Origin of the sequence: Candidatus Aeolococcus gillhamiae (genome assembly GCF_016464765.1) — a bacterium.
GTDB lineage: Bacteria > Chloroflexota > Dormibacteria > Aeolococcales > Aeolococcaceae > Aeolococcus > Aeolococcus gillhamiae.
In genome coordinates, this window is sequence record NZ_JAEKNS010000107.1 from 1 (window position 1) to 26,028 (window position 26,028).

General features: G+C 68.6%; 34 protein-coding genes and 1 tRNA gene. 18 read left to right on the forward strand and 17 right to left on the reverse strand.

The genetic code is table 11. From position 1 onward, the window contains the following. The first annotated feature begins 62 nt into the window (after positions 1-62). The 5 genes from JF886_RS10210 to JF886_RS10230 all read left to right on the forward strand — a co-directional run bounded on the left by JF886_RS10210 (position 63) and on the right by JF886_RS10230 (position 3,154). Positions 63-136, forward strand: a tRNA-Ile gene (locus tag JF886_RS10210). Between the two features lie 93 nt (positions 137-229). Then, the gene (locus tag JF886_RS10215) at positions 230-1,387 is read left to right on the forward strand and encodes a tyrosine-type recombinase/integrase (RefSeq protein ID WP_337312116.1); all 1,158 of its coding nucleotides are present in this window, start codon (positions 230-232) and stop codon (positions 1,385-1,387) included. After that, positions 1,384-1,830, forward strand: coding sequence for a hypothetical protein (locus tag JF886_RS10220; protein WP_337312118.1), 447 nt, complete (start codon positions 1,384-1,386; stop codon positions 1,828-1,830). The genes JF886_RS10215 and JF886_RS10220 overlap by 4 nt, the downstream gene beginning before the upstream one ends. A 43-nt stretch (positions 1,831-1,873) precedes the next feature. Further along, complete coding sequence (locus JF886_RS10225) at positions 1,874-2,209, forward strand: helix-turn-helix domain-containing protein (protein WP_337312120.1); 336 nt, start codon at positions 1,874-1,876, stop codon at positions 2,207-2,209. 435 nt (positions 2,210-2,644) lie between these two features. After that, on the forward strand, positions 2,645-3,154 hold the full coding sequence (locus JF886_RS10230; RefSeq protein ID WP_337312122.1) for an RNA polymerase sigma factor: 510 nt from the start codon (positions 2,645-2,647) through the stop codon (positions 3,152-3,154). Between the two features lie 997 nt (positions 3,155-4,151). Here JF886_RS10230 and JF886_RS10235 read toward each other — a convergent pair. From JF886_RS10235 to JF886_RS10245, 4 genes are all read right to left on the reverse strand, one after another. After that, positions 4,152-4,538: a cupin domain-containing protein gene (locus JF886_RS10235; RefSeq protein ID WP_337312124.1), complete on the reverse strand. Its 387-nt coding sequence runs from the start codon at positions 4,536-4,538 to the stop codon at positions 4,152-4,154. 876 nt (positions 4,539-5,414) lie between these two features. Beyond that, positions 5,415-5,738, reverse strand: a complete 324-nt coding sequence (locus tag JF886_RS10240; RefSeq protein WP_337312126.1) for a hypothetical protein — start codon at positions 5,736-5,738, stop codon at positions 5,415-5,417. A gap of 82 nt (positions 5,739-5,820) precedes the next feature. Further along, positions 5,821-6,258, reverse strand: a complete 438-nt coding sequence (locus tag JF886_RS16815) for a helix-turn-helix domain-containing protein (RefSeq protein WP_350340578.1) — start codon at positions 6,256-6,258, stop codon at positions 5,821-5,823. A gap of 491 nt (positions 6,259-6,749) precedes the next feature. Further along, positions 6,750-6,902 carry a hypothetical protein gene (locus JF886_RS10245; protein WP_337312128.1) on the reverse strand — a complete coding sequence of 51 codons (153 nt, stop codon included), beginning with the start codon at positions 6,900-6,902 and terminating at the stop codon, positions 6,750-6,752. A gap of 116 nt (positions 6,903-7,018) precedes the next feature. On the opposite strand from JF886_RS10245, the gene JF886_RS10250 reads away from it, so the two are divergent. The 5 genes from JF886_RS10250 to JF886_RS10270 are packed head-to-tail and all read left to right on the forward strand — an operon-like array spanning position 7,019 to position 10,751. Further along, positions 7,019-7,657 carry a CGNR zinc finger domain-containing protein gene (locus JF886_RS10250; protein ID WP_337312130.1) on the forward strand — a complete coding sequence of 213 codons (639 nt, stop codon included), beginning with the start codon at positions 7,019-7,021 and terminating at the stop codon, positions 7,655-7,657. After that, positions 7,657-8,388, forward strand: a complete 732-nt coding sequence (locus tag JF886_RS10255) for a class I SAM-dependent methyltransferase (protein WP_337312132.1) — start codon at positions 7,657-7,659, stop codon at positions 8,386-8,388. The genes JF886_RS10250 and JF886_RS10255 overlap by 1 nt, the downstream gene beginning before the upstream one ends. Continuing rightward, positions 8,385-8,909, forward strand: coding sequence for a GNAT family N-acetyltransferase (locus JF886_RS10260; protein ID WP_337312134.1), 525 nt, complete (start codon positions 8,385-8,387; stop codon positions 8,907-8,909). The genes JF886_RS10255 and JF886_RS10260 overlap by 4 nt, the downstream gene beginning before the upstream one ends. Positions 8,910-8,920: 11 nt before the next feature. Continuing rightward, the gene (locus JF886_RS10265) at positions 8,921-9,367 is read left to right on the forward strand and encodes an SRPBCC family protein (RefSeq protein ID WP_337312135.1); all 447 of its coding nucleotides are present in this window, start codon (positions 8,921-8,923) and stop codon (positions 9,365-9,367) included. A gap of 49 nt (positions 9,368-9,416) precedes the next feature. Further along, the gene (locus tag JF886_RS10270) at positions 9,417-10,751 is read left to right on the forward strand and encodes an MFS transporter (RefSeq protein WP_337312136.1); all 1,335 of its coding nucleotides are present in this window, start codon (positions 9,417-9,419) and stop codon (positions 10,749-10,751) included. Here the strand turns inward: JF886_RS10270 and JF886_RS10275 are convergent. Next, the gene (locus JF886_RS10275; RefSeq protein WP_337312138.1) at positions 10,712-11,251 is read right to left on the reverse strand and encodes a GNAT family N-acetyltransferase; all 540 of its coding nucleotides are present in this window, start codon (positions 11,249-11,251) and stop codon (positions 10,712-10,714) included. The two genes, JF886_RS10270 and JF886_RS10275, sit on opposite strands and share 40 nt — an antisense overlap. 167 nt (positions 11,252-11,418) lie before the next feature. Between JF886_RS10275 and JF886_RS10280 the strand changes: the two genes are divergently transcribed. Next, positions 11,419-11,946 carry a DinB family protein gene (locus JF886_RS10280; RefSeq protein ID WP_337312140.1) on the forward strand — a complete coding sequence of 176 codons (528 nt, stop codon included), beginning with the start codon at positions 11,419-11,421 and terminating at the stop codon, positions 11,944-11,946. A 65-nt stretch (positions 11,947-12,011) separates the two neighbouring features. Here the strand turns inward: JF886_RS10280 and JF886_RS10285 are convergent, their stop codons facing one another. The 7 genes from JF886_RS10285 to JF886_RS10315 all read right to left on the reverse strand — a co-directional run bounded on the left by JF886_RS10285 (position 12,012) and on the right by JF886_RS10315 (position 16,274). Next, positions 12,012-12,383 carry a VOC family protein gene (locus JF886_RS10285; RefSeq protein ID WP_337312142.1) on the reverse strand — a complete coding sequence of 124 codons (372 nt, stop codon included), beginning with the start codon at positions 12,381-12,383 and terminating at the stop codon, positions 12,012-12,014. A gap of 26 nt (positions 12,384-12,409) precedes the next feature. Further along, positions 12,410-12,952 (reverse strand): GNAT family N-acetyltransferase, encoded by a 543-nt coding sequence (locus JF886_RS10290; protein ID WP_337312143.1) that lies wholly within the window; start codon positions 12,950-12,952, stop codon positions 12,410-12,412. Positions 12,953-12,988: 36 nt separating this feature from the next. After that, on the reverse strand, positions 12,989-13,570 hold the full coding sequence (locus tag JF886_RS10295) for a methyltransferase family protein (RefSeq protein ID WP_337312145.1): 582 nt from the start codon (positions 13,568-13,570) through the stop codon (positions 12,989-12,991). A gap of 54 nt (positions 13,571-13,624) precedes the next feature. After that, the gene (locus tag JF886_RS10300; protein WP_337312147.1) at positions 13,625-14,452 is read right to left on the reverse strand and encodes an SPFH domain-containing protein; all 828 of its coding nucleotides are present in this window, start codon (positions 14,450-14,452) and stop codon (positions 13,625-13,627) included. 134 nt (positions 14,453-14,586) lie between these two features. Beyond that, on the reverse strand, positions 14,587-15,141 hold the full coding sequence (locus tag JF886_RS10305) for a hypothetical protein (protein WP_337312149.1): 555 nt from the start codon (positions 15,139-15,141) through the stop codon (positions 14,587-14,589). A 106-nt stretch (positions 15,142-15,247) separates the two neighbouring features. Continuing rightward, the gene (locus tag JF886_RS10310; protein ID WP_337312151.1) at positions 15,248-15,889 is read right to left on the reverse strand and encodes a hypothetical protein; all 642 of its coding nucleotides are present in this window, start codon (positions 15,887-15,889) and stop codon (positions 15,248-15,250) included. Between the two features lie 94 nt (positions 15,890-15,983). Next, a complete protein-coding gene (locus JF886_RS10315) occupies positions 15,984-16,274 on the reverse strand; it encodes a helix-hairpin-helix domain-containing protein (protein ID WP_337312152.1) in 291 nt (96 codons plus the stop codon). A 75-nt stretch (positions 16,275-16,349) separates the two neighbouring features. On the opposite strand from JF886_RS10315, the gene JF886_RS10320 reads away from it, so the two are divergent. Next, the gene (locus JF886_RS10320) at positions 16,350-16,577 is read left to right on the forward strand and encodes an FmdB family zinc ribbon protein (RefSeq protein WP_337312153.1); all 228 of its coding nucleotides are present in this window, start codon (positions 16,350-16,352) and stop codon (positions 16,575-16,577) included. A gap of 9 nt (positions 16,578-16,586) precedes the next feature. Here JF886_RS10320 and JF886_RS10325 read toward each other — a convergent pair whose 3' ends face one another. Next, entirely contained in the window at positions 16,587-17,114 is a 528-nt protein-coding gene (locus JF886_RS10325) for a flavin reductase family protein (RefSeq protein ID WP_337312155.1), read from the reverse strand. 38 nt (positions 17,115-17,152) lie between these two features. Next, positions 17,153-17,863 carry a ribonuclease HII gene (gene rnhB, locus JF886_RS10330; RefSeq protein ID WP_337312157.1) on the reverse strand — a complete coding sequence of 237 codons (711 nt, stop codon included), beginning with the start codon at positions 17,861-17,863 and terminating at the stop codon, positions 17,153-17,155. A 105-nt stretch (positions 17,864-17,968) separates the two neighbouring features. Here rnhB and JF886_RS10335 point away from each other — a divergent pair, with 105 nt between their 5' ends. The 4 genes from JF886_RS10335 to JF886_RS10350 all read left to right on the forward strand — a co-directional run bounded on the left by JF886_RS10335 (position 17,969) and on the right by JF886_RS10350 (position 22,109). Next, on the forward strand, positions 17,969-18,886 hold the full coding sequence (locus JF886_RS10335) for a hydroxymethylglutaryl-CoA lyase (protein WP_337312159.1): 918 nt from the start codon (positions 17,969-17,971) through the stop codon (positions 18,884-18,886). Continuing rightward, positions 18,883-20,448, forward strand: coding sequence for an acyl-CoA carboxylase subunit beta (locus tag JF886_RS10340; protein WP_337312161.1), 1,566 nt, complete (start codon positions 18,883-18,885; stop codon positions 20,446-20,448). The genes JF886_RS10335 and JF886_RS10340 overlap by 4 nt, the downstream gene beginning before the upstream one ends. A 154-nt stretch (positions 20,449-20,602) precedes the next feature. Beyond that, on the forward strand, positions 20,603-21,454 hold the full coding sequence (locus tag JF886_RS10345; RefSeq protein ID WP_337312163.1) for a M48 family metalloprotease: 852 nt from the start codon (positions 20,603-20,605) through the stop codon (positions 21,452-21,454). 142 nt (positions 21,455-21,596) lie between these two features. Next, complete coding sequence (locus JF886_RS10350) at positions 21,597-22,109, forward strand: DedA family protein (RefSeq protein ID WP_337312165.1); 513 nt, start codon at positions 21,597-21,599, stop codon at positions 22,107-22,109. Here JF886_RS10350 and JF886_RS10355 read toward each other — a convergent pair. The 3 genes from JF886_RS10355 to JF886_RS10365 form a co-directional block, all read right to left on the reverse strand. Beyond that, positions 22,106-22,765 carry a sortase gene (locus tag JF886_RS10355; protein WP_337312167.1) on the reverse strand — a complete coding sequence of 220 codons (660 nt, stop codon included), beginning with the start codon at positions 22,763-22,765 and terminating at the stop codon, positions 22,106-22,108. The genes JF886_RS10350 and JF886_RS10355 overlap by 4 nt on opposite strands. An 88-nt stretch (positions 22,766-22,853) precedes the next feature. Then, positions 22,854-23,135: a hypothetical protein gene (locus JF886_RS10360; protein ID WP_337312168.1), complete on the reverse strand. Its 282-nt coding sequence runs from the start codon at positions 23,133-23,135 to the stop codon at positions 22,854-22,856. After that, positions 23,132-23,779 (reverse strand): zinc-ribbon domain containing protein, encoded by a 648-nt coding sequence (locus tag JF886_RS10365; RefSeq protein WP_337312170.1) that lies wholly within the window; start codon positions 23,777-23,779, stop codon positions 23,132-23,134. Before JF886_RS10365 ends, JF886_RS10360 begins: the two co-directional genes overlap by 4 nt. A 138-nt stretch (positions 23,780-23,917) precedes the next feature. On the opposite strand from JF886_RS10365, the gene metK reads away from it, so the two are divergent. Next, positions 23,918-25,099: a methionine adenosyltransferase gene (gene metK / locus JF886_RS10370; RefSeq protein WP_337312172.1), complete on the forward strand. Its 1,182-nt coding sequence runs from the start codon at positions 23,918-23,920 to the stop codon at positions 25,097-25,099. A 36-nt stretch (positions 25,100-25,135) separates the two neighbouring features. Next, positions 25,136-26,028 (forward strand): sugar phosphate nucleotidyltransferase (locus JF886_RS10375; RefSeq protein ID WP_337312174.1); only part of this gene is annotated, 893 nt, incomplete at its 3' end.

Consider the following 26,028-nt stretch of genomic DNA (forward strand, 5'->3'; position numbering starts at 1 on the left):
ACCACTCCACCCTAGCGCGGAGCCGCCGCCTGGCGACACGACGGGGTAGGCTGTCGGCCCGCGGGCGGGTAGCTCAGCCGGTTAGAGCACGGGGCTCATAACCCCAGGGTCGCAGGTTCGAATCCTGCCCCGCCCACGTTCAAATCACCATTTTTGACTCGTCACGTGGCATCATTGATATCAAATATATATCAACACGCTGGCGAACGCCGGCGGACGCGGGAGGACGATGGCGACCAAGCGACGCGGGCGCAACGAAGGGTCGATCGGGTTCTACAACGGGCGCTGGGTTGCCCAGCTGACCGTCGAGACGGGGCAGCGTCGACGGTTCTACGGACGCACGCGGACGGAGGCGAACGACAAGCTCCAGGCCGCGCTCGGGGCGGTACGGTCCGGGCTCCCGGTGCCGACCGACCGCCTGACGGTCGACGAGTACATGTACAACTGGCTGATCGGGGCGCGGCGGTCGCTGCGGCCATCGACCGCCGGCACGTACGAGCGGCACATCCGCCTGCACATCCTCCCAGCACTCGGAAGGCTTCCCGTCGCGCGAGTCCGCCCGGAGCAACTGGATCGCCTGTACGCGGGCCTCCTGGCCAAGGGCCTGAGCCGAACCACGGTGCAGCATGTACACGCCATCCTGCGGCGCTCGCTGTCGCAGGCTACACGCCGCGGTGTCATCGCTCGCAACCCGACCGACCTCGTGGACCCGCCGGGGCGCGATCACCCGGAGATGCAGGTCCTGTCCATCGACCAGGCGCGTGCGCTACTCGCTGCGGCCAAGACACCGCGACACGCGGGACTCGAGGCGTTGTACGTGCTCGCGCTGACAACAGGGATGCGTCGCGGGGAGCTCCTGGCGTTGCGATGGGCGGATGTCGACCTCCCGGGGCGGACGTTGACGGTCACCGGCACACTCCAGCGGGTGAAGCGCGCGGACGGAACGTCCGTCCTTGAGCGGGCTCAGCCCAAGACGAAGACATCAATGCGCCGGATCCCGCTGACGTCCGTCGCAGCTGACGCCCTGAGTCGACACGCGCGCGGCCATGAGCGCCAAAGGGACATCGCGGGAACCGAATGGGTCGTCAGTGGCTTCGTGTTCATCAATGAGCGCGGCGGCCCGATGGAGCCGCGCAACCTGATCGCCCGTTCGTTCACACCGCTGCTCACGGATGCTGGGATCCCCCATGTTCGCTTCCATGACCTTCGCCACACAGCCGCCACGCTCATGGCGGCCCAGGGAGTGCACACCAAGGTGGTGTCGGAAGTTCTGGGGCACGCGTCGGTGGGCATCACGCTCGACCTGTACTCGCACGTGACGCCGTCAATGGCTCAGCAGGCGGTGACGGCAATGGAAGATGTGTTCGGTGGCTCTGGTGGTCAATGACAGACGCGGCCTACGAGCTGGAGTTCTACCGCGACGCCGATGGCCGTCGGCCGGTTCGTGACTGGCTGCAGAAACTCGATCGCAGCAAGGCGCGCGCCCTTGGAGTTGCGATGTTCCACATCCTCCAGCAAGAGGGCGTCGGCGTCTGCAGGACTGAGTACGGCAAGCCAATCAGCAAGGGCCTCTTCGAGTTCCGGCTGCGTCACAGCGCCCAGGAGGTCCTCCACAACCTCGGTCTGCTCCCGCCGGGGGAGACGCGCGCCAAGCGGGAGCGGGACATCCTGCTGCGCGTGTACTGCCACGCACATGGCGACAAAGTCATCCTGCTCGTGGCCGGATACGACAAGGGCGAGGCGCCGTCCAAGAGCCGCGAGGAGCACGAGATCCGGCTGGCCGAGAGTCGACTGCAGGACTTTCGGGAACGCGTAGCGCGAGGGACATAACGAACCGTGATAGATCGACCGGAATATGTGATATAACCCATACATGAGCAGGTCGAAGAAGCGCGGTGACTTCGCCGCCTTCATGGAGAGCCTGGAAAGCCAGGCTCGCGTGGAGGGCCCCGAGGCCGTGGCGGAGATGGAAGCTCTCCACGAGTATTACGGCTTGGTGGCCACGCTCATCAAGCTTCGCCGGCAGCGGCAGATGACTCAGAAGGATCTCGAGCGGGCGACGGGCATCACTCAGAGTGAGATCAGTCGCATCGAGTCGGGCCGCGCAAACCCGACACTCGCGACGCTTCGGGTTCTGGTGCGGGCGCTGGGAGGGGAGATCCGCATCGTTGAGCGGCGACTGCCTGTTACCGGCGCGGCGGCGCCATAACGCAACTCCGGGTTTACAGCGCGGTTTTCAAGCTGGAGCGGGCGATGTTCACGCCGGGTCGCGGCGGGCCGGGGGAGTACGGGACTGGCGAGAGAGCATCCAGGTTGGGCCGCCGATGGACGCCAATGATTGGACGCGAAGGTGTCAGCAAGGTGTCAGAGCCGAAGGAGAGCACGCTGGCGTGCAGCAGGGTGGCCGCGCTCGGCCGGCCCTCGGCTGTGCCGGCCATCTCGCTTGCCACGAGCCTCGGCACCCACCGGCTGCCTGTCCATCTCCAGATGATGGGCCGAAGGTTCGATGACGCAACGGTCCTGACCCTCGCTGCCGCGTTCGAGCGTGCCGCCCCGTGGGCGCACCTCAGGTCGGGTTGGCGATCGCGTAAGAAGAACTGCCTCCGAAACCGTCTACTCTCGTATGAACGTTCCGGCTGATGCAATGACATCACTACCCGCCCGCTCCGCCGCCGACCACGCGGCGTTCGAGGGTTCGGTGGCTCCGGAAGCACGGCGGCTCTTCGGGCTCGCCCTCACCATCCTCGGCGACCGCGGCGAAGCCGAGGATGCTGTCCAGGAAACGATGTTCTCTGCCTGGCGAACCTGGTCGACGCTCCGCGAACCGTCGAAGCTATCCGCCTGGCTGACGCGGATCTGCGTCAACCACTGCATCCATCGCCGGCGCGGACTGGTCCGAAGGATTCTCTGGTCGAGCGATCAGTGGCTGACCGCCACCACCGCACCGCCGCCTACCCTCGACCGCCGCCTCGCGGGCTTCGACAGGGCCTTCCGGCGCCTGTCGCCGCACCAGAGGGCGGTGTTCACACTTCATGTCCATCACGGTTACACCTTGGACGAATGCGCCGGCCTGATCGGGTGCAGACCGGGGACCGCTCGAAGTCATCTCGGTCGCGCCGTCGCGACGCTGAGGAAGGAGCTTGCTGATGTCTGACCCAACTCTTCCCAATGACGAGCTCCTGCGCAGCGCTCGGGAGTACCTGGCTCACATGAGCAGCCAGCCACCCCCTCGCGACCTTGAGGAGGATGCGATTACGTACGCGTTTTCGCGTCGCCGGCGCTTCTCGCTCGCGGCTCTGCTTGGTGGCAGTGCGGTGATCGTTGCGGGATCGACGGCGGCGGTCGTCGTGCTGGCGTTCCACCACGGCGCCGTCGCGGGAATCCCAGCGGTCAGTCCCGTTCCTTCAGCATCGAGCGGGCCGACACCGGTTCAATCGACCCCCGCTGTACCCTCTGCATCGCCATCAGTTCAACCGACGCCGGGTCCGACGCCATCCGCGCCTGTCCTTGTGGTCTCGCAATACGGGTTCAAGATGTCGCTGTCACAGAGCATGCTGGACGCCACATACCGGATCGACCACAGCTTCGATGGCACGCATACTGACGCCAACGGGGCGCGATACACGACAGTCGGCGACATCTATCTGTCCACACGGTCAATCCAGGCAACTCCAGGCTGCGGTGGAAACGGCCAGCGGTATTGGTATACGGCGAGCATCGAAGTGTTCTCGGCTGATCCACGGCACTTGTCGGTCATGTCCGGGTCAGGGAGATTCATTCGCATCGGTCAGTACTGGCTCGGGTACTCGTCGCCGCAGTACCTTCCGTACGGTGCCAATGGTCCCACCTGCGCCCAAGCACCCAGTGCGGTCCGGTCGTTCAGCAACGCCTACAACACCATCACTCCGTCGCCATGAAGACGGTACCCGGCGCCTGCCGGCTGGGTGCAGGGGTGGTGTCCCTCAAGGGTGAATAGCAGACCCTGGCCTGCGCGACGGTGACCTCCCTCGAGGACCGTACATCCGCCATCCACGAGGGTCACGCCACTGGGCTTGACCCCTCGCGACGGACACTCTGACTGTGAGTGGTTTTTTTCAGAACGGGCCTCACGCCTCCAACGTGAGGCGCACGCTCGAAGCTCATGCGCCGTCTCAGGTCGCCAGCGCAGAGACCTGGGTGGTGTCGTACCGGGCGCGCAGTGCGGCGATGGCCTCGGCGTCCGGCGGTCCGTCGACTGCAAGGATCGCGGCCAGCTCCTCGAAGTAGCGCTCGTGGCCCGGAGGTGTGGTCACGAGCAGCATCCGGGCCGGCGAAGCGCCCCGGTTGGCGAACGCGTGCGGGACCCCCACAGGAACGCAGACGAACGTCCCCGGCCCGCCGAGGGTGATGCGATCCCCGGCCCGCAGCTCCATCTCCCCGTCGAGGACGTAGAACAGCTCCTCGATCCGGGCGTGCAGGTGGGAGCCGGTGTCGAAACCGGGCTGAGCCCGGAATTCGAAGCTGGACGCTCCTGCGCACTCGGCGGCGGTGCTCAGCACACGCACCTCGGTGCCCGCAGCGAGATGACCTGGCCCGTCCCAGGGCCGATGATGACGGCGTCGGCGCTCATCGCATCCTCCTTTTTCCGGGTTTGCAAAGTTCGAGCGGTTCGAGCGGCGTGGTCTCGCACGATACTGGGCACGACATGGTCGAGCATGGCCAAAGGCGGTCTCAGCTTCGAGCCAAGCCCAGCTGGCAGCGAGCGAGGCAGCATCGAAGTGCGCCTTGTGGCTGTCGACGTCATCCACGAACTTCAAGAGGATTCGTCCAACCTGCCACGTTATCTTCCTATCTCTTCAGCGCCAGAGAGCTCGATACCGGCCCAGGTCTGAACCTTCAATCGAGGGCGGAAGGTGCGCGGCAGGCACGTCCGCGAAGAAGCGGCACTGGCGACACAACCACCGCGATCCCCAGGCCATCGCAGCCCCCGGCTCCTCGAGTCGCGCAGAAGGGCTGGGGGTGGCCACGGCCTGAAGGCCGCGCCGGCGGGGGGACATTGGCACCCCGGTGTCACCCGCACCGGAGTGCTCTGCGCCACCCAGCTCCCACCCGCTGGCTCCTCCGCCTCCTCTATCGCCGCCCTCCTTGTTCTGCAGCTCCCCCTCTCCGGTGCTCTGGTCTGCCCCTCTCCTCCTGCTACCCGTCTCTCATGCTGGTTGACCGATAGTTGGTCGCACACACTTGCACCAATGGTGCGCCGGTGCCACAGTGCGTCACGAAATGCACCCCAATCGACTGCGCTGTGACGCCTGCGGCAGAGTTCTGCCGGTCATCTCCAGACCCGGCCGCCCGGCCCGCTTCTGCGGCACATCGTGCCGGAGCGCGGCATACCGTCGCCGCCAGGCAGGGCTCGGGGAGACCGCCGACCGCTGGTCTCATCCCCGCGGCCACCTCTCCCTCGCCACGCTCGCGGCCTGGGTGGCCGCCGAGCGGGCGGCGGAGCGGACGCGCCGGGCGAGAGAGCGGCAGGCCGCGCGGCGGCGCTCCTGGCGGCGCTGGTGCCAAGCTCGGAGTCGAGCGAGCCGGTTGGACTTGCTCTGGTACGGCGCAAGCCCTGCCCCGAGCGAGGCCGCGGTCATCGCGCTCGAGGAGATGGTCGCCGCTGCGGTGGTCTGTACCGGGCTGGGGACACGCAGCCCCACCGGCAGCCGCCCGGACTGGGACCATGAGGTGACGGCCGCGAAGGAGCTCCTTGCCAAGGTGACGCCTCCGCATCGGTCGAGGGCCGAACGTCGACGTTCCCTGCGCGAGGAGCGAACGGCCGCCTCGAAGACGGCCTCGTCAGAAGGGCAGCGTCGGTCCAGGTGAGGCGCGCCGAGACAATCGTGGCGCGGGTTGCATGACAGCTTCGCCGTCCTCGACGCCCATCTGACGGCGAACGTAGCGGTCCACTTCAGATGACGGGACGCGTGTCAGCCGCCCGATCTTCATGTGGCGGAGTTCGCCACGACCGAGCAGTTCGTACACGAGCGTTCGCCCGCATCCGAGGACGTCCGCGACCTGATGGACGTCAAGAAGTCTTCCGGGGCTGACAGTGGAATGGGTAACGGAGTTGGGGTCGGTGTGTAGCTTCATGGCGCTACATCTTGCGCCGAAAGTGTACTCATAGCGTACGCACTTTGATATGCAAAAGCCTTGCCTGCTCAGGACTTTCCGCGACAGCCTCTTGGCCACCCCAGATGGAACCGTCGACCGCCTCCTCGCACCGCACTCACTCATCACCACCCCCGGGCGGGCGGCGGATCACTCCGACGTCCGTCTCCGCGTGGGGCGGGCGTCTACCCCCGGCCACCTCGATCGCCAAGCACGTGTTGTCGACGGTCGGAAATGACGTCGTTCTGATCGTTAGGGGGGTCAAACTTAAACCGTCGCCGACGGTTAGGACCGACCCTCTGAGTCGGGGCAGAGCGAAGCCCCAGGGTCGTGAATTGGTATCAAAACTGGTATCACCAGCGGCGAACAGAGGCGAAATTCGGTGGACGTCGCTGACGCGATTGCGCCGGTCCTGAGTACGAAACGATCATCCGCGAACACCCGCGAACCGGGCTCTGCCCGGCTCATAACCCCAGGGTCGCAGGTTCGAATCCTGCCCCGCCCACGGTTGTCAGGGACACTCGCGCGAGTGGCACAGCCGACCCGGCTACATGCCGGCGGGTGGGCCCGCCGGCAGCGGGAGGCGATGACGCGCCACCCACTGCCAGGGTCGGAGGTCAGCTCTGGGAGATGCCGCTGCGACGACGCAGGCGGCGAGTCATCCCGACGACCAGACGGTTGCTGCGGCGGAGGCCACCGCGGCGCGTCGTCGCTGCGAGCATGTACTCCTGCTCGCGGATCTGAGCCAACTCGTACAGCTGGGTATTCATCATTTCGCTCTCCTTTTCGTCACCGACGAAGCCTTGTCACTGGTGATACTATATACCTCGGACGCGTCACCTGTCAAACCGTAACGAAGGTGACGCCACAGAAGGACGATTCCGTCGTGGACGACCCTCCAGCAACTCGCCAGCCAGCACCCAGGGCGCTCGCGCTGGTGCAGGATTTCGTCAATACCGCGGAGCTCCCGGGCGGCTACGACGAGCTCGGCGACGTGCCCGCCACCGTGGAGTGGCTCGGAGCACGTGGCTATCAGGTGCCCCCGGATGAGCCTCAGCGGCGCCGCATCGTCGAGACGCGTGAGCACCTCCGCAGCCTGATCGCGGTCAACTCCGGGCAGGAGCTGCCGCCGGCCTCGGCGGCGCGGCTCTCCCGGTTGCTGGACGCGGCAGCCGTTCACCCAGTCGTGAGCGCGGACGGGGTGCGGCTGGCCTCCACTGCGCTTGGTGTCGACGGTTTCCTCGCGGCGCTGTTGGCGGCCCTCGTCCAGGGCACGATCGACGGCACGTTCGCCCGCCTCAAGGTGTGCCGCTCCGACACGTGTCAGTGGACCTTTTATGACAACTCCAAGAACGGGTGCGGGGCGTGGTGCACCATGCGGTCCTGCGGCGCCCGCGCCAAGGCCAAGGCGTACCGCGAGCGTCAGCGGGTTGACGCTCGCGCTGACGCGGCGCAGCCCGGAGCGGTCGACGCTGCCACTCCTCCTCGGCGAGGTGGGCCGAAGCTTCTCAGGCTGCCGGCCTAGTGGCAGACGTCGTGGACGGCCGCGCCGCGTCGTTCGGTGCTGCCGCGGCGGTGTACGAACGCGGGCGCCCGCAGTACCCCCAAGAGGCGATCGAGTGGTTGCTACCGCCCACAGCTCGTCGCGTGCTCGACCTCGGGGCCGGCACTGGGAAGCTGACCCGCCAGCTCGCGGCACCCGGGCTCGAGGTGGTCGCGGTCGAGCCGTCCGACGGGATGCGCGCAGTGCTCGCTCGGGCTGTGCCTGATGTCCTCATTCTCAAGGGAACTGCGGAAGCGATCCCTCTGGCGGACGACAGTGTCGACGCCGTGCTCGTGGCGCAGGCGTGGCATTGGGTCGATGCCGGCCGTGCGCTGCCCGAGGTGGCTCGCGTATTGTCACGCCCGGGTCGCCTCGGCCTCGTCTGGAACATCCGCGACGAGCGCGCTGACTGGATCAAACGACTCGGCGACATCATGCACGACGGCGACGACCCTCGCGCGCCCGGGCCTGCGGTTGGTCCGCCCTTTGCGCCGTTGCAGCGGCGCGACGTGGAATGGACGTATCGCATCAACGCCGATGCGCTCGTCGACCTCGTCGCCTCGCGCAGCTACGTGATCACCCTCCCAGAGCCACAGCGGGCAGCCATCCTTGCCCGGGTCCGCCGGCTCATCGACACGCACCCGGACCTTGCCGGTGCAGCAGAGATCGCCGTGCCATACGTGGCCGAGTGCTACAGGACAGACCTGCTGTGAGCTACCTGGTCCGCGCACTGGCAGAGGACGACTGGGCGCTTCTGCGCGCAGTGCGCCTGCAGGCTCTGGCTGACGCCCCCACGGCGTTCGGTAGCACCCTCACGCGCGAGCAGGCGTTCACGGAAGAGGCATGGCGTCTTCGGGCGAGGGGCTCCGCCGCCACCCGGCTCTTTATCGCGTGGTCTGAGAGGACCGCCGTCGGCATCGCCGGCGTCTACGACGAGGGCGACGGCTCCGTCCAGCTGGTGAGCGTGTGGGTCAGCGCCGAGCATCGCCGTCGCGGCGTCGCACGCCAGCTGACAATGGCGGCGTTGCGCTTCGCTGCGGCGCAGAATATCGACGTCGTCCGCCTGTGGGTCACCGACGGCAATTCCAGCGCGCGCACGCTGTACGAGAGCCTTGGCTTCGCGGTGACGGGCAACCGCCAACCGCTCCCGTCAGATCCCGCATTGGAGGAGCGCGAGCTGCAGGTGCGCCTGTCCGCAAGGCCGGACCTCCCGGCCGGCGCCGGCCCGGCGTAAGGAGGCGGCACATGCGCAGCCTGCACGTGGTCAGCATCGCGCGGCCGCCCGTGGTCATCTTCGACCACATCGCCGACGGCTCGCGCAACGCAACGTGGCGACCGTCCGTGGTGGAGGTGTCGCTACACAGTGGCGACCTCGGCGCCGGGACGGTGTGGAAGCAGGTGATCCATGGGCCGGGTGGCAGGCTGGCGGACGCCGATTACCGCGTCACCAGGTACGAGCCACACACCGCCTACGGCTACGAGATCATTGCGGGACCGATACGTGGCAGCGCGCTCTTCACGCTGACGGCGGCAGAGGACAGCGAGACCGCGGTGACCGCGGAGATGATTCTCAAGCCACGCGGTGCCATGCGGCTGCTGACGGGGTTCGTGTTGCGCCGGCTCGTGGACGAGATGGACAGCCTCGACCGCCTTCGCGAGGTCCTGAACGCGGCTCACCACGGGACCAACTAGCCGTTCGGCCGCGAAGGCGGCCTCATCAGCTCTATGATCGGCGCAAGCGATGAGCCTGCGCCGCCAGACGACGCGGATTGTTCCGCCTCTGCTCCGCGAGCGGACGTTTCGCCGTTACTGGACTGGACAGACGATCTCGCTGTTCGGTGACCAGGTGAGCATCCTTGCTCTGCCGCTGACTGCGGTCCTTGTCCTGCATGCCGGCGCCGCCCAGACCGGTTACCTCACCGCCGCCGGGCTCGCTCCGAGCCTGCTGTTCTCCATCGTGGCGGGCGGCTGGGTCGACCGGAAAGGTCACCGCCGGCGGGTCATGCTCACCGCCGACCTCGTTCGGGCGGTGCTTCTCGCGAGCCTCCCGATCACGTATCTCGCTGGTGTCCTCACCTTTGCCCAGCTCTACGCTGTGGCATTCCTGGTGGGCTGCGCCAGCGTGCTCTTCAACGTGGCGCAGGGCACTGTGTTCGCCTCTCTGGTCCGGCCAACCGACTACGTCGCCGCCAACTCCCTCATCCACGGCAGTCGCGCCCTGTCGTTTGTGGGCGGCCAGAGCGCCGGTGGTGTCCTGGTTCAGTTGGTCACCGCTCCAGGGGCGATCCTCATCGATGCCTGTTCGTTCCTGGCCTCCGCTCTATTCCTGCGCAGCATCCATCCGAGGGAACCGCTGACCGCGGCGGGCGGGCGTGGACACCTGCTGGAGGGTGTTCGATTCATTGCGCACTCGCGCGAGGTCCGGGCGCTTCTCCTGGCCACAGCGACCATCAACGTCTTCAACTTCATGGAGGCGGCCATCTTCGTCCTGTACGCCATCCGATCCCTGGGGCTGACGCCTGCCCAGCTGGGTCTGGTGCTCGGCATCGGGGCGGTCGGCGCGGTGATCGGCGCCGCGCTCACGTCCCGGGTGGCACGGCGGCTGGGCGTCGGCGGTGCGTTCACCCTCAGCTGCGTCGTCTTTCCTGCGTCGTTCATTCTCATACCGGTTGCCGGAGGGATGGGCAAGCCGGCAATCCTCGCGCTGCTCTTCGCCGCCGCGTTCGGTGGGGGCGTCGGCGTGGTCATGCTCGACATCACCATCGGCGCCATCCTCACCGCCGCTGTCCCGGCCGTGCTCCGCGCCCGCGTGTCAGGCGCGTACAGCACCATCAACTATGGCCTGCGCCCGGTCGGGGCGCTTGCAGGCGGCGCGATGGGAAGCGCGCTGGGGCTACGGCCGACATTGTGGATCGCAACCATCGCGGGCGTGGCGGGCGTCGTCTGGTTGATCCCATCACCGATCCCCCGCCTGCGCACGCTTCCCGAGCTGCGGGACGAGCCGGTTCCACCTGGCCGAGATGTGGTAGCCGGCGCTCAGGTGGACGGCACGAAGTCGGGGCCGACCAGCTCGTAGAGAACGTGGTCCTGCCACAGGTCGGCAATGAACAGATAGCGGCGCATCACCCCGACCCTGGTGAAGCCGGCCTTTTCGAGCACGCGCTGCGAGCCGATGTTGGTCGGCATCGCCCCGGCGTCGAGGCGATGCAGGCGCAGTCCGTCAAAAGCCTGCGCGACCACCAGCCGGAGTGCAGCGGTAGCAACACCACGCCCTCGAACGGCCGAGTCGACCATGTATCCAACGTTGGCCGTCTGCACCGGCCCGCGATGGATGGCATGGAGTGAGATGTCGCCCGCGATGACGCCATCCAGGCGGATCGTCCAGTTGAGGCGCACGCCCTGGGAGGTTTCGCGAAGGATGGCGGCGATCCGCGCGGCCTGGCCCGACGCGGTGTACGTGTCAGCGGTCTGCGGCGGGCTCACCCGCTCGATGTCGGAGCGATTCCGCGCGTTCATCTCCGCGAGCGCAGCCGCGTCCGCGATGTCGAGCGACTGGATGGAGACGCCATCGGCCATCATCGAACCGTACAGCGGAGCGCGGTGAGGGCGACCCACCAGAGGGAGCGGTATGAGTGGCCGGCGGTGTTGTGCGAATGGCGTCCGTGCGGCTGAACAGCCCTATGGCCAGAGGGGACCGGTACACCAGACGCTCCATGTGGCGAGTGTCTGCGCGCTGGCAGGATATGATCGTCCCCGGTATCGTCGCGTTTGTGCTCCGTCCGTCCCTACCCGATCCGCCGACCGCCGCCGACGAGAAGACCACGCTGGTCGCCTTCCTCGACTGGTACCGGGACTGTCTGCTTCGCAAGGTCGAGGGCCTCGACCGCGAGGCGCTGACGCGCAGACTTGTCCCGTCCGCGACCACCCTGCTCGGCATCGTGAAACACCTCGCCTACGTGGAGCGCGGCTGGTTTCAGAACACGTTCCTCGGGCAGACGAGGTACCGGCCACCACGCAGCGCCGCTGACGACGCCGAGTTCTCCATCGAGGACGCCGAGACCGTCGACAGCATCATCACGCTGTACCGGGATGAGGTGGCGAGGTCGCGGGAGATCGTCGCCGGCGCCGCTCTCGACGACCACGCCAGGCGCGAGGACCGGAGCGACTACACCCTGCGCTGGATCATGGTGCACATGATCGAGGAGACGGCACGACACGTCGGTCATGCGGACATCCTGCGTGAGCAGACCGACGGTGCCGCCGGAGAGTAGGGGCCGGGGCGGAGGCGGGAAGACCTGGTGGAGCACGAGCTGGAGCCGACGGTATCCGCCGACACCTACCTTGCGGGCGACGGTTCCATCAGTTCGATGCGGTTGCCAAATGGGTCATCCACGTAGACGCGCTCGAATCCCTCCAAGGGTTCGTCCGTGTTGACAGCGATCCCAGCGGCCGCAAGCCTGTCGACCAGCGCCCCGAGCCCATCGACCAGCAGTGCGGGGTGTGCCTTCCTGGCCGGACGGAAGTCCGCCTCGACGCCAAGGTGGATCCGCAGCGGGCCCGCCTCGAACCAGCAGCCACCACGCGTCGCGAGATGCTCCGGCTTGGCAACCCTGGGGATGCCGAGGAGCCCCTCGTAGAAGGAGGCGGCGCGGTCCTCTGCGCCGGCCGGCATGGCCAGCTGGACGTGTTCGATGGCGCGGACAGACATGTGCGCACGATCATGCACCAACGAGCTCACGTGCTCGGCGGCACGAAGTCGGGGCCGACCAGCTCGTAGTGAATGTGGTCCTCCCACGAGGCGCGGACGAACAAGTAGCCGCGCATCACACCCACACGCGTGAAGCCCGCCTTCTCGAGGACTCGCAGCGAGGCGACGTTGCTCGGCATCGCTTCGGCGTCGAGCCGGTGCAGGCGAAGGTGGGTGAACGAGCGCGCGGCCACGAGTCGTAGCGCGGCCGTGGCGACTCCGCGGCCGCGAAACGGTGCGTCCACCATGTAGCCGACGTTGGCGCTCTGCACGGGTCCTCGATAGATGCGATGCAGCGAAATGTCACCGGCGAGCGCCTCGTCCACGAGGATCGTCCAATGGGCACGGAGACCCTGGGCGCACTCTCGGAGGATGCTCGAGATCCGCGCCACCTGGGCCGCCTCGCTGTACGCATCGGCCGGCTGAGGCGGGCTCACCCGCTCGATGTCCGCCCGGTTGCGGACGTTCATCGCGGCAATTGCGCGCGCGTCGGCGATGTCCAGCGCGCTGATGGTGACGTGCCCACTCACCGCCAGACCCTACCTCGCCGGCGTGCAGGACAGCGGTTACCAGACCAGCGGTATCAGCCGCTTCCGCCCGCGTGCGTACGACGTCCAGGCCGGTCCTAGGCGCGACGCCAGGGCACGCTCCTCGACGAGGATGCGCAGGACGAGGCCGGCAACGCTGAACGCCGATGCGACGATGCAGCCGGTCCAGCTGCCGAGCGCCAGCGCGACCCCGATCGCCGTTAGCAGCGCTCCGGTGTATGACGGGTGTCGGAGCCGGCTGTACGGCCCGCGGTCGATGATGCGGTGGTCGGCCTGGACCTCAACCGCCGTAGTGAAGAAGGCACCGAGGGTCGCGGCCGACCACTGGCGAAGGACGATGCCGGCGAGTGCCAGCGCCACGCCCACGGCGACCACGCCCCAACCGGCGATGCGACCGACCTCCAGCCACGCCAGCCCGAATGCAGCGGCCGTGCCCGCCGCGATGAGGACCACCACCCACACGCGGCTGCCCCTGTCGAGGTTCTCGCCGCTGCCGCCGCGGTTGCGCACCATGATGCGCAACTCGGAGAGACACCAGAGCACCAAGGTCGCGGCGAACGCCGCGATGGCCAGTGGCTCTCGATAGACCAGCGGCTCCATGAGGGTGGAGACTCTGCGCTTCGCCGGGCGCTGCTGCCGTCGGCCGCGCTCAGATCAGGACTGTTGACCCTGCGCCTGCTGCACCTCGTCGGGAACCGGCGCGGCGGTGGCTGGCGCCGCCAGCGCGTGCCCCTGGAGGTCGACGAAGGGCTGCACGAGCTCGGCGGGGAGAGGCACCACCACCACGGTGGAGTCGGTGCTTCTGATCTCGCTGAGCGCCTGCAGGAAGCGGACCTGTACGTCGTGCGGCTGATCAGCGAGGAGCGCGGCGGTCGCCTCAAGCTTGCGCGCGAAATCGGCGTCGTCCCCGGGGGTTGGGCGCTCGACAGGAGCGCCTCGGAGCTCCGCCTGGCGTGCCATGGCACGCTGCATCGCCTCCGGCAGGACCACCTCCTCGATGTCCACCGAGGTGACGCGGATACCCCAGGGCTCGGTGCGTACGTCGACGAAACGTGCCAGTGCGTCGCGGATCGCCTCGCCGTTCAGCAACAGCTCGCGCAGCCCATTGCCCGCGACCACGTCACGCAGGGCCGCATGGACCAGCTGGGCGGTCGACCGCTTGTAGTCGACGACACGCGTCACCGCCAGGAGCGGGTTGAGCACCTGAAGGTGCACGGCCGCACTGACCCGAACGGGGACGCCGTCGTGGGTGATCACCTCATGCGGTGGTACCTCGAGTGGGGCGCTGCGCAGGTCCACCTTGGTGAGGCGGTCGACGCCGAGCGGGAGGATGTAGCGCAGACCTGGTTCCAGCAGCGGGCCGCGCCGACCAAGGCGCAAAACCACGCCCCGCTGGTACTCCCTGATCACGCGAAGACCGCTGGCCAGGACAATCAGCGCGCCACTGCCCCCGACGATCGCCGCGATGATTCCCGGCTCCAATGCCCCCCTCCACAGCTGGCGCCATTGTAGCAGCGTCCGATTCGTTTGCACAGCCCGACGCGATTGGTGCTATCACCCGGTCCAGGGCTCGTGGGCGGCACTACGGGGCGAAGACGCCCTGGGTCAGGCGGAGCTCAGCGCAGAGAGTAGGTGGCCGGACGCTCGGAGGACACCACCACGCTCGAACCCGCGCGCTCGAGCAGCCGGCGCACCTGCTGACCGGAGACCTCGGTGCCGTCGAGGCGCTGGCGGATGGCGGCAACCGCTAGCGGCCGTCCGCTGCCGCGCAGGACCGCGAACACGCGATCCTCGAGGGCTGCGGTCGTCGGGGCAGACTTGCTCCGCCTGCCCTGGCGGGCGCCGTTCGGATGGGAGGCTGCCGCCTCGTCGTGGCCACTCCGGGTCACCTCGGCCACGACGGCGTGCTCGGCCGGGGCGCTGTCGAGAAGAGCAGCCGGCGGCGGCGCCGGCATCGAGATGGTCGTGCGCCCGGGCGCCTCACCGCGCAGGCGCGCCATCAGCGTCGGAAGGTCGTCGAGCACCTGGCGGACGAAGGCCGGGTTGCCCCGGACCTCGATCTCACGCTCACCGTCGCGGATGCGCACGCTGTGGTCGGGCGGTGGCATCTCGCCGCCACGCGTCGGCGGACGCACGAACGGGCGCTGCGCCACGAAGCCGGGGCGGTCCATTGGTGGCCGATCGCCTCGGTCACCACCGGGCCCGGCCGGACGGTCGTTGCGGCCCCGGTCGAACGGCGCGCCACGAAAGGGCCGGCGATCGTCCGGGCTCACCAGGTCAACTCTTGGCGCCTTCGCCCTTGGTCGAGACCGTGCCGGACACCACCCCGTTGGACCCGCCACCCTCGCCGGATCCCTGCTCCTGCTCGTCGCGCGGACCGCTGTCCGGCTGCGATTCCGTCTCGCCCTGCGACGAGGAGGGAAGCGTGATCGACTCGGGAAGGTCGTCATCGAAGTCGGGAGGAGCGCCGAAGAGGCGGTCGGCAAGTTTGGTGCGCAGTGGCGACTTCACGATGGCAACGACGATGCCGGTCCCGGCCGCCAGCACCAGGATGCGCCGGACGCGACGGCGCCGCCTGGGGCGGACGGCCACCGCGAGGGCCTCGGAGGCGTCAGCCAGGCGGTGGCGGGCTGCCTCCGCAGCCTGTCCGGCCTTCACCTCGCCGGTGTCGGCGAGGCGACCGGCGGTGTCAGCGAGAACCACGGCGGCACGCTCGGCGGCGTGGCTCAATGTTTCTGCGGACCGCTCGGCGGCGGTGCGAAGCACGGGCGCGGCCACGCGCTGGGCATTCTGGGCAGCGGCGACGGCGCGCTCTGCGAACTCCGAGGCGGCCTCCCCGACGACCTCAGCCGCGCGGGTCCCGGCGCTCGAAACCTCACGTTCGATCACTGCCGTCTTCGACTTGCGTCCCAACATCACGAACGTCCTCCGCTGCCCCGACCATTTAGTGGAAACCACGATCATACGTGCGGCGGCCTGTCGAGGCATTGGGGCGGGCGCCGATCGTGTGCGCTCAGGCGGCTTTGGCGCGCGCGACAGCGACAAGCGACAGCCCTGTGTCGAGCGGCGCATCGAGGAACCAGCGAATCCGCGAAGCGACCACGGGCCCGACCACCTTCACCAGCCTCTCCTCGTCGGCGGCGTACACGGCGGCAAGCGACGGGAAGGCTCGCGCCAGCCGCTGCGCGGACGCGGCGTCGATGCCGGCCACGGTCATGAGATGGTGCCAGCGGCGCGTGGTCAGCTCACCAGGTGCGGACGTCTCGCCGAGCGGGAGGAGCAACTCTGTCGGGGTGGCGCTCATGCGCCCAGTGTAGCGAACGGATGTTCGTAACGCAAGTCGGCGAATGGCTGGCGCGCCCGTGCTAGGCTGGCGCCGATGCCACTGTATGAGTACCGCTGCAACGACTGCCGCTCGACCTTCGAGGTGCTCCGGCCGATGGGTGAGCGCGAGCTGTCGGCGCTGTGTCCCAGCTGCGAAAGCCGGGCGAGCATGCCCCTGATCAGCCGCGTCGCCGCCACCCGGTCCACATCCTCTGCCACGGCGGTGGCCGAGGCGCCGCGTCCCTCCGGTGGCTGTTGCGGGGGCGCTTGCGGCTGCGGCTGACCAAGCAGCTCAGCGCTTGACGGCGGCGTCGCCAAGCTGAGGTCCCAGGCGGTGGTACCGGCGCGCGAAGTAGAGCAGCGGCTCGCCGTCGGTTGAGGCTGCCGCGACCACGCGGCCCACGATGATGGCGTGGTCGCCGTGCTCGGAGATGGATTCGACCTCGCAGTCGAACCAGGCCAATGCTCCGAGGAGCAGTGGCGCGCCGGTGACCGCGGTCGTGGTCGGCGCCTCGTCGACCAGAGGCTGCAGCGCCCGCCCCCGCGTCGATGCGCGCCGTCCGATCGTCTCCTGCTCGGCTGACAGAACACTGAGGCCGACGTGGCCACTGTCGCGGACGAGCCCGATCAGCTGACCGGCGCGGTCGAGCGCGAGCAGCACCATCGGTGGCTCCAGCGACAGCGACGCGAACGCCGTCGCGGTGATGGCGTGATGCATCCCGCGGTGCGCGGCCGCGGCGACAGTCACCCCGCTGGCGAACCGCGCCGCGGCGTCGCGGAACGGGGTGAGATCGACTGCTGCGCGAGGGCTCGTCTTCACGTCGCGAGCATACGGCTCGGGCACCGCACGGGAGCTTGTTAGACGGAGGCTGCCTCGAGCGACGCGTCCTCGATGGCGGCGACGTCGAGCGCCGCCGCGTCGAGGTCGGCGGGGCTCGCGGTGTCGAAGGTCAGGTCGAGCTGCAGCATGTTGTCGATGAACACGGTGCGGTGCTGGGGGTGGGGACCGTGGGTCCGAATGGCGTCACGATGCTCGCGGGCCCCGTACCCCTTGTTGCTCGCCCAGTTGTAGTGCGGTGCATCGTCGTGCATCGCGGTCATGATCGCGTCGCGGTGCACCTTGGCGACGATCGAAGCAGCGGAGATCGCGGGAACGAGGTTGTCGCCCTTGACCAGGCAGTGGACGGTGCGCGTTGCGTTGATGCGCAATCGCCCGTCACAGCAATAGCCGTCGGCATCGACAAGGTCGACGAGGCGGCGGAAGACTTCCACGTTGGCCCAGCCCAGCCCGCGCCGGTTGATGTCCGCTGCTGAGATCTCGGCAACCACCCACGCCAGCGCGCGGCGGCGAATGACGGCGCCGACCAGCTCGCGCTGCCGCGCGCTGAGCAGCTTGCTGTCGCGCAGCAGTGGATGCCGGAAACGCGGCGGCAGCACCACGGCCGCGGCGACGAGTGGTCCGGCGTAGGACCCGCGGCCCACTTCATCCATCCCGCACAGCCGGAAGCTCCGAGGGTCCTCGACCCCGAAGGTGTCGCGCAGGTAGGTGGTGAGACGAAAGCGGGGCATCGCGCGGGGCTCAGTCTAGGCCTCGCCGGGGCCGTCCGGTGGGCGGCTTCGCCGCGAGCCCTCTGCTAGGGTGGCTGCAGATGCGAGCGAGCGAGGGTTGCCGCGATGGCTGAGATCACCTGGACGGACGTTGCGCCGCGCGACGGCCTGCAGAACATCTCCGACACAGTCTCCACCGAGGTCAAGGTGCGATTGATCGAGGGGCTCCTGGCTGCCGGTGTTCCACGCGTGGAGGCCACCTCATTCGTCTCCCCGAAATGGGTGCCGCAGCTCGCCGACGCCGCGGAGGTCCTGCGCGGAATCGGTCCGGCGGCGCTGGCCCGGCTGCGCGTGCTCATCCCCAACCGGCGTGGCCTGGAGCTTGCCCTCGAGCACGAGGTGACCAATGTCCTGTACACCATCGGTGCCACCGACACGTTCAACCGCCGCAATGTCAATCGCAGCGTCGCAGAGTCGCTCGACGACCTCGACGCTGTTGTCGGTGACGCACGACAGGCGGGTTGCGAGGTCGACGTCGCGGTGTCGGTGAGCTTCGGCTGCCCCTTCGAAGGCGAGGTGGACCGGCAGCGCATCGTCGACCTCTGCAGAGAGCTGGTGTCGCGCGGCGCCGCCGAGGTGGGCATCGCCGACACCATCGGGGTGGCCCATCCCGCGGCGGTACGCGAGCTGTGCGCGCGTGCCGGCGAGGTCGTCCCGGGTCAGCGGCTGTCCCTGCACGTGCACGACACGCGTGGCCTCGGAGTGGCCAATGTCCTCGTTGCGTACGAGGCCGGTGTGACCAGGTTCGACGGCAGCGCCGGCGGCCTGGGTGGGTGCCCGTTCGCGCCGCGCTCCACCGGCAATGTGTGCAGCGAGGATGCCCTGCAGGCCGTCGCGAGCGCCGGTGGGATCCACGGGTGCGACCTGGCTGCGTACGTCGCTGTGAGCCAGACGCTCGCTGCCGACATCGGTCGGGAGCTGCCCGGCAAGCTCTACCGCGCCGGCGTCTGGACCGGCCCGGCGGTTGCGGAGTCCGTGGCGTGACCGATGGTGCCGCCTCGAAGGAGAGCGTCGTGCACGACGCATCGGAGCTCGAGCAACGGCTGACGCGGGCGCGCGCGGGTGGATCGGAGAAGGCCCGCACCAAGCTGCACGAGCAGAACAAGCTGATGGCGCGCGAGCGCATCGCCCGGTTGCTCGACGGCGACACAGCCTTCGTCGAGGATGGCCTGCTGGCCAACAACCTCGCCGGGGACCTGCCCGCGGACGGTGTTGTCACCGGCATCGGCACCCTCGGAGGACGGCCGTGCGCGGTCATGGCCAACGACCCCTCGGTCAAGGCCGGGAGCTGGGGGGCGCGCACCGTCGAGAAGATCGTGCGCATCCTCGAGACGGCGGAGCGCCTGCAGATACCGATGGTGTACCTGGTCGACTCCGCCGGAGCGCGGATCACCGACCAGGTGGCCATGTTCCCGGGGCGCCGCCACGCCGGGCGCATCTTCCGCATGCAGGTGCGTCTCTCGGGACAGGTGCCGCAGCTGTGCGTCCTGTTTGGACCGTCGGCCGCGGGTGGCGCATACATCCCTGCGTTTTGCGACGCCGTGATCATGGTTGAAGGGAACGCGTCCATGTATCTCGGATCGCCGCGCATGGCCGAGGTGGTTGTGGGGGAGAAGGTCTCGCTCGAGGAGATGGGCGGTGCGCGGATGCACTGCAGCGTCAGCGGCTGCGGTGACGTCCTCGTCAAGACGGAGGAGGACGCGATCGCGGCCGCTCGCTCGTACATGTCGTTCATGCCGTCGTCGTGGCGTCAACCGGTCGCCGATGCGGCCAGCGTGGTGCCGGCCGAGGACGCGCCTTCGATCGAGGAGACGATCCCCTCCGAGCCCGCCCACGGCTACGACGTGCAGGACGTGATCAGGGGGCTCGTCGACGCGGGCTCGTTCTTCGAGATCAAGCGATTGTTCGCCCGCGAGCTGGTGACCGGCTTCGCGCGCCTCGATGGGCGTGCCATCGCTGTGATCGCCTCGCAGCCGCGCTTCAAGGGCGGCGTGCTCTTTGTCGACTCCGCCGACAAGGCCGCGCGGTTCATCAACTGCTGCGATGCCTTCAACATCCCGCTGCTGTTCCTCGCCGACGTCCCCGGGTTCATGATCGGGACCGCTGTGGAGCGCCAGGGGATCATCCGCCACGGCGCCAAGATGATCGCGGCGCTCAGCCAGGCCAGCGTGCCCAAGGTCTGCGTGATCCTGCGCAAGGCCTATGGGGCCGGGCTATACGCCATGTGCGGACCAGCATTCGACCCCGACTGCACCCTCGCGCTGCCATCGGCGCAGATTGCGGTGATGGGCCCCGAGGCGGCGGTCAACGCGGTGTACTACAACCGCATCCAGGAGCTGCCAGAGACCGAGCGCGCCGGCTTCGTGAGCAGGTTGCAGGACGAGTACCGAGAGGACATCGACATCTACCGACTGGCCGATGAGCTGATCGTCGACGCCGTGGTGTCACCGTCAGACCTGCGCGGCGAGCTGGTGCGGCGGTTTGCGGTGTATGCCTCCCGCGTCCGCGACGACGTGCCCCGCCACCACGGCAACTTTCCAACATGACGAAGGGGGGACGGGGCGAAGGGGGAACTTTGTTCCCCCCTCGGGCTCCCCCCATCGTGCGGTGTCAGCTCCGGCGACATGAAGTCGCCTGCGCTGACGGTCTGTCGGGTGAGGGGGGAGGCTTGTGGAGCCCCTCCCGGGGTACCCTACGGGCATGTGGCAGAACATCAAGACCACGCTTCTTTTGGCGCTCCTTGACGCGCTCTTCCTGATCGTTGGTGGCCTCATCGGCCGCGGCACCGGCCTGATCGTCGCCGCGGTCATCGCCCTGGCCGTCAACGGCATCGCGTACTGGAAGAGCGACGCCATCGCCGTGCGTGCCGCCCGGGCCGTCGAGGTGACCCCCGAGCAGGCGCCGGAGCTTCACCAGATGGTGGCCGAGCTCGCCGCCGCGGCGGGCATGACCAAGCCGCGGGTCTACATCAGCGACGACCCCTCACCGAATGCGTTTGCGACCGGCCGCAACCCCGAACACGCGGCAGTGTGCTGCACCACCGGCATCCTCAACCTTTGCAGCGCGCGCGAGATGCGCGGGGTCCTCTCCCACGAGCTCAGCCACGTCCGCAACCGCGACATCCTCACAGCGTCCACTGCGGCCACCCTTGCCCTGGGGATCTCGATCATCGCCCAGATTGCACAGTTCTCGCTGTTCTTCTTCGGCAATGAGGAGGAGAGCGCCGGCCAGGTGCTGGTGACACTGCTGGTCGCCTTCCTGGCCGCGCCCGCCGCGGCGATCATCCAGCTCGCGATCAGCCGCTCACGTGAGTACGAGGCCGACCACGACGGTGCCGTGCTCTCGCACGACCCATTGGCCCTGGCCGACGCGCTCCGCAAGCTCGAGGCACGCACGGCCCAGGTCCCCATGCAGGTGGCCCCGGCTTTGGCCCCGCTGTACATCGTCAACCCATTCGGCAACCGGCGCGCCTCGCTGGCCGCGCTGTTCTCCACGCACCCGCCGCTGGAAGAGCGGGTCGCTCGGCTGGAGCGGATGGCCCAGGGCCGCTGATCTCACCGGCGACGCCTGCGCTGTCGAGTCGGCGACGATTGGCGACATCCAGAAGTTCTTCCTCGACCTCAGCAACACCCTCGGTTCGTTCGCCTACCTGATCGTCTTCCTCGGGGTGGGCATCGAGTCCCTTGGGATACCAGTGCCCGGCGAGACGTCCCTGCTCGTCGGCGTCTTCTTAGCCACCCAAGGCCGGCTGAGCGTGCCTGTGGTCGCGGCCGTGGCGTGGGTGGGCGCGGTCATCGGCGACAACCTCGGCTACGCAATCGGACGCCGATGGGGGACGCGCCTGGTCCGAGTGCCTGCGGTGGGCCGTTTCTACAGTGTGGAGCGTCTTGAGCGCGCCGAGGAGCTCTTCGCGCGGCGCGGCTGGGTGGCGGTGTTCACCGGCCGGTTCATCGCGCTGTTGCGCATCTTCGCCGGCCCGCTCGCCGGGATGCATCGGATGCCGTGGCCGGGATTCTTCGTTGCCAATGCAACGGGTGGCGCGTTGTGGGTGGCCGTCATCGTCGTCGTGGGAGTTGTGATCGGCAGCAACCTCGACCGTGCCATCAAGCTCGTCGGGCAGGTGGGGTACATCGGCCTCGGCGTCGCCGCGCTCGCCATTGCCGCGTACGTGGGATGGCGGCTCTGGAGGCGCCGGCGCAAGGCCTAAGCGGTCGAGGTCACCATCGTGGCGCGCCAGACGATGCGCTGGCTGTCGATCCAGAACGGTGTGCAGGTGATCAGCGTGAGGTCGTGCCCACTGGTCGGGACGAGCTGGCTGACGTTGCTGGGATTGAGCGTCCAGCGACCGGTGACTTTGTACACGAAGGTATGACACGTTCGGTCCTGGACGGACACGGTGTCGCCCACGTTGAGCTGGTCGATGTGCTCGTAGTCCGGCTCGCGGTGGAAGGCGATGATCGAGTTGCCCTGCTGCCCCGGCGCCGACGTGCCCGTGTAATGGACCATCGAGCGGTTGTGCAGGGAATCCCAGGTGCCGTCGGTGGCCACCCCACCGTAATGCTCGGCGGCCGGTGAGCTGAAGGTCACCAGCGCGTAGTCGGACGGGGATCCCGATCCGCACGTGACCGCGGTCTTGGGAGGGGGAGTCGACGCGGGGGGGGCACCGATGAGCGCGTCGGACGGCCCTTTCTGCCACGAACCGAGCGCGGACTGGTCGGCGTGACCGCGCTGCCAGACCCCGATCAGCGGCGCTGCGACCAGGCCGATCCCGGTCAGGATGGCGGCCACCCCGAGGGCGAGGAGGCTCAGCCGCAGAGGTGAGCGCTTGACGCGTTGCGGTCGGGGATACGGCCTGACATCCATCGGCCCAAGGATACGCCGTCTGACGCGATGGACAGCGCTGGCGAAGCTCTCTGTCGCCGTCTGCGAGCCGGCCCGTGACGGGCTGCGGTCAGCGGCGCCGGGGGTTTCGGGGGCGCTTGCGCCCGTAGGCGACGCCTTCGGCGACGGCATCGAAGGCGGCCACCGGGCCGTTGCTCGCCAGCTGGATCCCGTCGCCCTGGACGAACACTTTGCGAGTGCCCACGTCGATGAGGTAGGAGACGCTGCGGCCGCCGGCGCCGTCGGGAAGGATGGAGACGTCCGAGACCGTTCCCGTACGGCGGCTGCCGCCGTACGGGAAGGTCACGCGACTGCCGATCGCGATGGCGCCTTCAGGCGCGGCATCGCTCAACGGCCGGAGGGCCGGAAGCAGTCGCTGCAGTAAACGGGCTTGTCACCTCGAGGCTGGAAGGGCACCCTCGCGATGCCACCGCAACCGGCGCAGGTCACCTCGTACATCTGGCGCGGAGCGCTGGATCGGGCGCCGTACCCGCCACCGCCACCGCCACCGCCACCGCCGTAGCCGCCGCCGCCGCCGCCGCCGCCGGCTGCGGCTCGCCGCGCCGCCCGACAGCTCGGGCACCGGGAAGGCGGATTGGTCAGACCGCGGGAGGCGAAGAACTCCTGCTCACCCTCGGTCCAAATGAAGTCAACGCCGCACTCGCGGCAACGAAGAGTCTGGTCTACCGGCACGCGCCAAGGTCCTCCGCCGGGACGTTTGGGCGCCCGGTCATAAGTGATACGTGCGCCTAACAGTACACGGTCCCGGGTTCGATCGCCACCGCCTGTTCGATCGTGTTTCAGGGGGAAGGGGGAACTCTGTTCCCCCCTCGGGCACCCCCTTTCAGCGGTGTCAGCTCCGGCGAAATGAATTCGCCTGCGCCGACGGTCTTGCCGCAGGAACCATGTGCGAGCGCACGCGAGCCCGGCGCGATTCATCGCGCCGAGTGGGAGGTGAGACGGCACGGCTCCGCCGGGTCGTCGAGGAGGGCGCATCGCCCTCCTGTAAGGACAAAGGGGTCCCCAAGCCACGCCCGCAGCGTGGCAGGGGCTACCATCGGGCCGGCCCTGGACAGGAGCGGGCCCTGGCGCACTGGGCGTCTGGGTGGCCGCCGGTGGGGCTGGAGGAAGCTGATGATTCACGCCCGACGCCGCCTGTTCACCTCGGAGTCGGTCACCGAGGGCCACCCCGACAAGGTCGCCGACCAGATCAGCGACGCGGTGCTCGACGCCGTCCTCGAGAAGGACCCGCTGGGACGGGTTGCCTGTGAGACGGCGCTCACCACCGGCACAGCGCTCGTCTTCGGTGAGATCACCACCGACGCCTACATCGACATCGCCGGTGTGGTACGCCGCACCATCAAGGACATTGGCTACGTCCGCGCCAAGTACGGCTTCGACTACGAGACGTGCGGTGTGCTCGTCTGCATCGACGAGCAGTCACCGGACATCGCCCAGGGGGTCAACACCGGGGGTGCTGGCGACCAGGGGATGATGTTCGGGTTCGCGTGCGACGAGACACCGGAGCTGATGCCGGCGCCGATCCAGCTCGCCCACGGCCTGGCCCGCCGGCTCAGCGAGAAGCGTCGTGACGGCACCCTGCGCTGGGCGCGGCCCGACGGCAAGACCCAGGTCACCGTCGAGTACGACGCCGACGGCCGTCCGCGCCGGGTGGACAACGTGCTGGTCAGCATCCAGCACTCTGAGGACGCCTCGCACGAGCAGATCTTCAGTGACATCCAGCGCCACGTCGTCGAGGAGATCATCCCTCCGGAGTGGCTCGACAGCGCCACCATCCGCCACGTCAATCCCACGGGGCGCTTCGTCATCGGAGGCCCCCAGGGTGACGCAGGCCTCACCGGCCGAAAGATCATCGTGGACAGCTACGGCGGCTACGCTCGCCACGGCGGCGGCGCGTTCAGCGGCAAGGACCCGACCAAGGTGGACCGCAGCGCTGCCTACGGGGCGCGCTGGGTCGCCAAGAACCTCGTCGCCGCCGGCATGGCCGCCAAGTGCGAGATCCAGGTGGCGTACGCGATCGGCGTCGTGAAGCCGGTCTCGGTGCTGGTGGAGACATTCGGCACCGAGACCATCCCCGTGGAGCAGATCGAGGATCTGGTCACAAAGCACTTCGACCTCTCGCCGTTCGGGATCATCTCGGCGCTCGAACTGCGCCGTCCCATCTACCGGCAGGTGGCCGCCTTCGGCCACTTCGGCCGGCACGACCTCGACCTCCCCTGGGAGCGTACCGACCGTGCGCTGGACCTCGCCGAGGAGGCTGGCACCACGCCGATCCTGGCTGTCGCGGCGGGCTGACCCCGCGCACTCGTCTCCTCGGTCATCATCGCGGCCGTGGCTTTGCACATCCTGGTCCTCGCGGGGGGCAGCGGCACTCGACTGTGGCCCCTGAGCCGCCGCGCGCTGCCCAAGCACCTCCTGCCGCTCGGTCCTGACGGCCAGACACTGCTGCGGGCCACGGTCGAACGGGTGGCGCCACTCGCGGATGAGGTCCACGTGGTCACCGCCGCCGAGCAGGCTGAGGCCTGCGCCGTGGCGCTCGACGGCACCGCGGAAGCGGTCGCGATCATCGCCGAACCCAGCGCCCGGGGCACCGGCCCCGCACTGGGGCTGGCGGTTCACCAGATCGTCCACCGCGACCCCGATGCACTGATCGTCTCCGTTCACGCCGACCACCACATCGACGACACGGAGGCGTACCGCGCCGCGGTGCTCGCCGTTGCCGGGTGGGCGGCCGCCACCGGCGGACTGGCCGCGATCGGGCTGACGCCCACCTTCCCATCCACCGGGCTCGGCTACATCGCTGTCGGGGCCGCCGAGTCACCCGGCCGGTGGATATCGCCGCCGGGTCCCACCACCGACCCGGTCCTGCTAGCCGCGGCCTCGGCCCTGCCGGCCGCGCACGCGGACGCCTTCGTCGAGAAACCCCCGCTCGACCGCGCCACCGCCTTCGTCGAGGACGGCGACCACCTCTGGAACCTGGGCCTCTTCGCTTGGACCGCCAGCGCCTTCCTCGCCGAGCTCAGAGCCACGGACGCCCGGCTTGACGCCGAGCTCCACGCTGTCGTCGAGGCGCAGGCGGCAGGCGACGAGAAGGGCGCCGCGGAGATCTACGCGAGGTTGCCGGCGATCGCCGTCGATCCGCTGCTGATGGAGGGAAGCGCGCACCTCACCGTGGTGCGTGCCGGGTTTGGCTGGTCAGACCTGGGGTCGTGGTCAGACCTCCT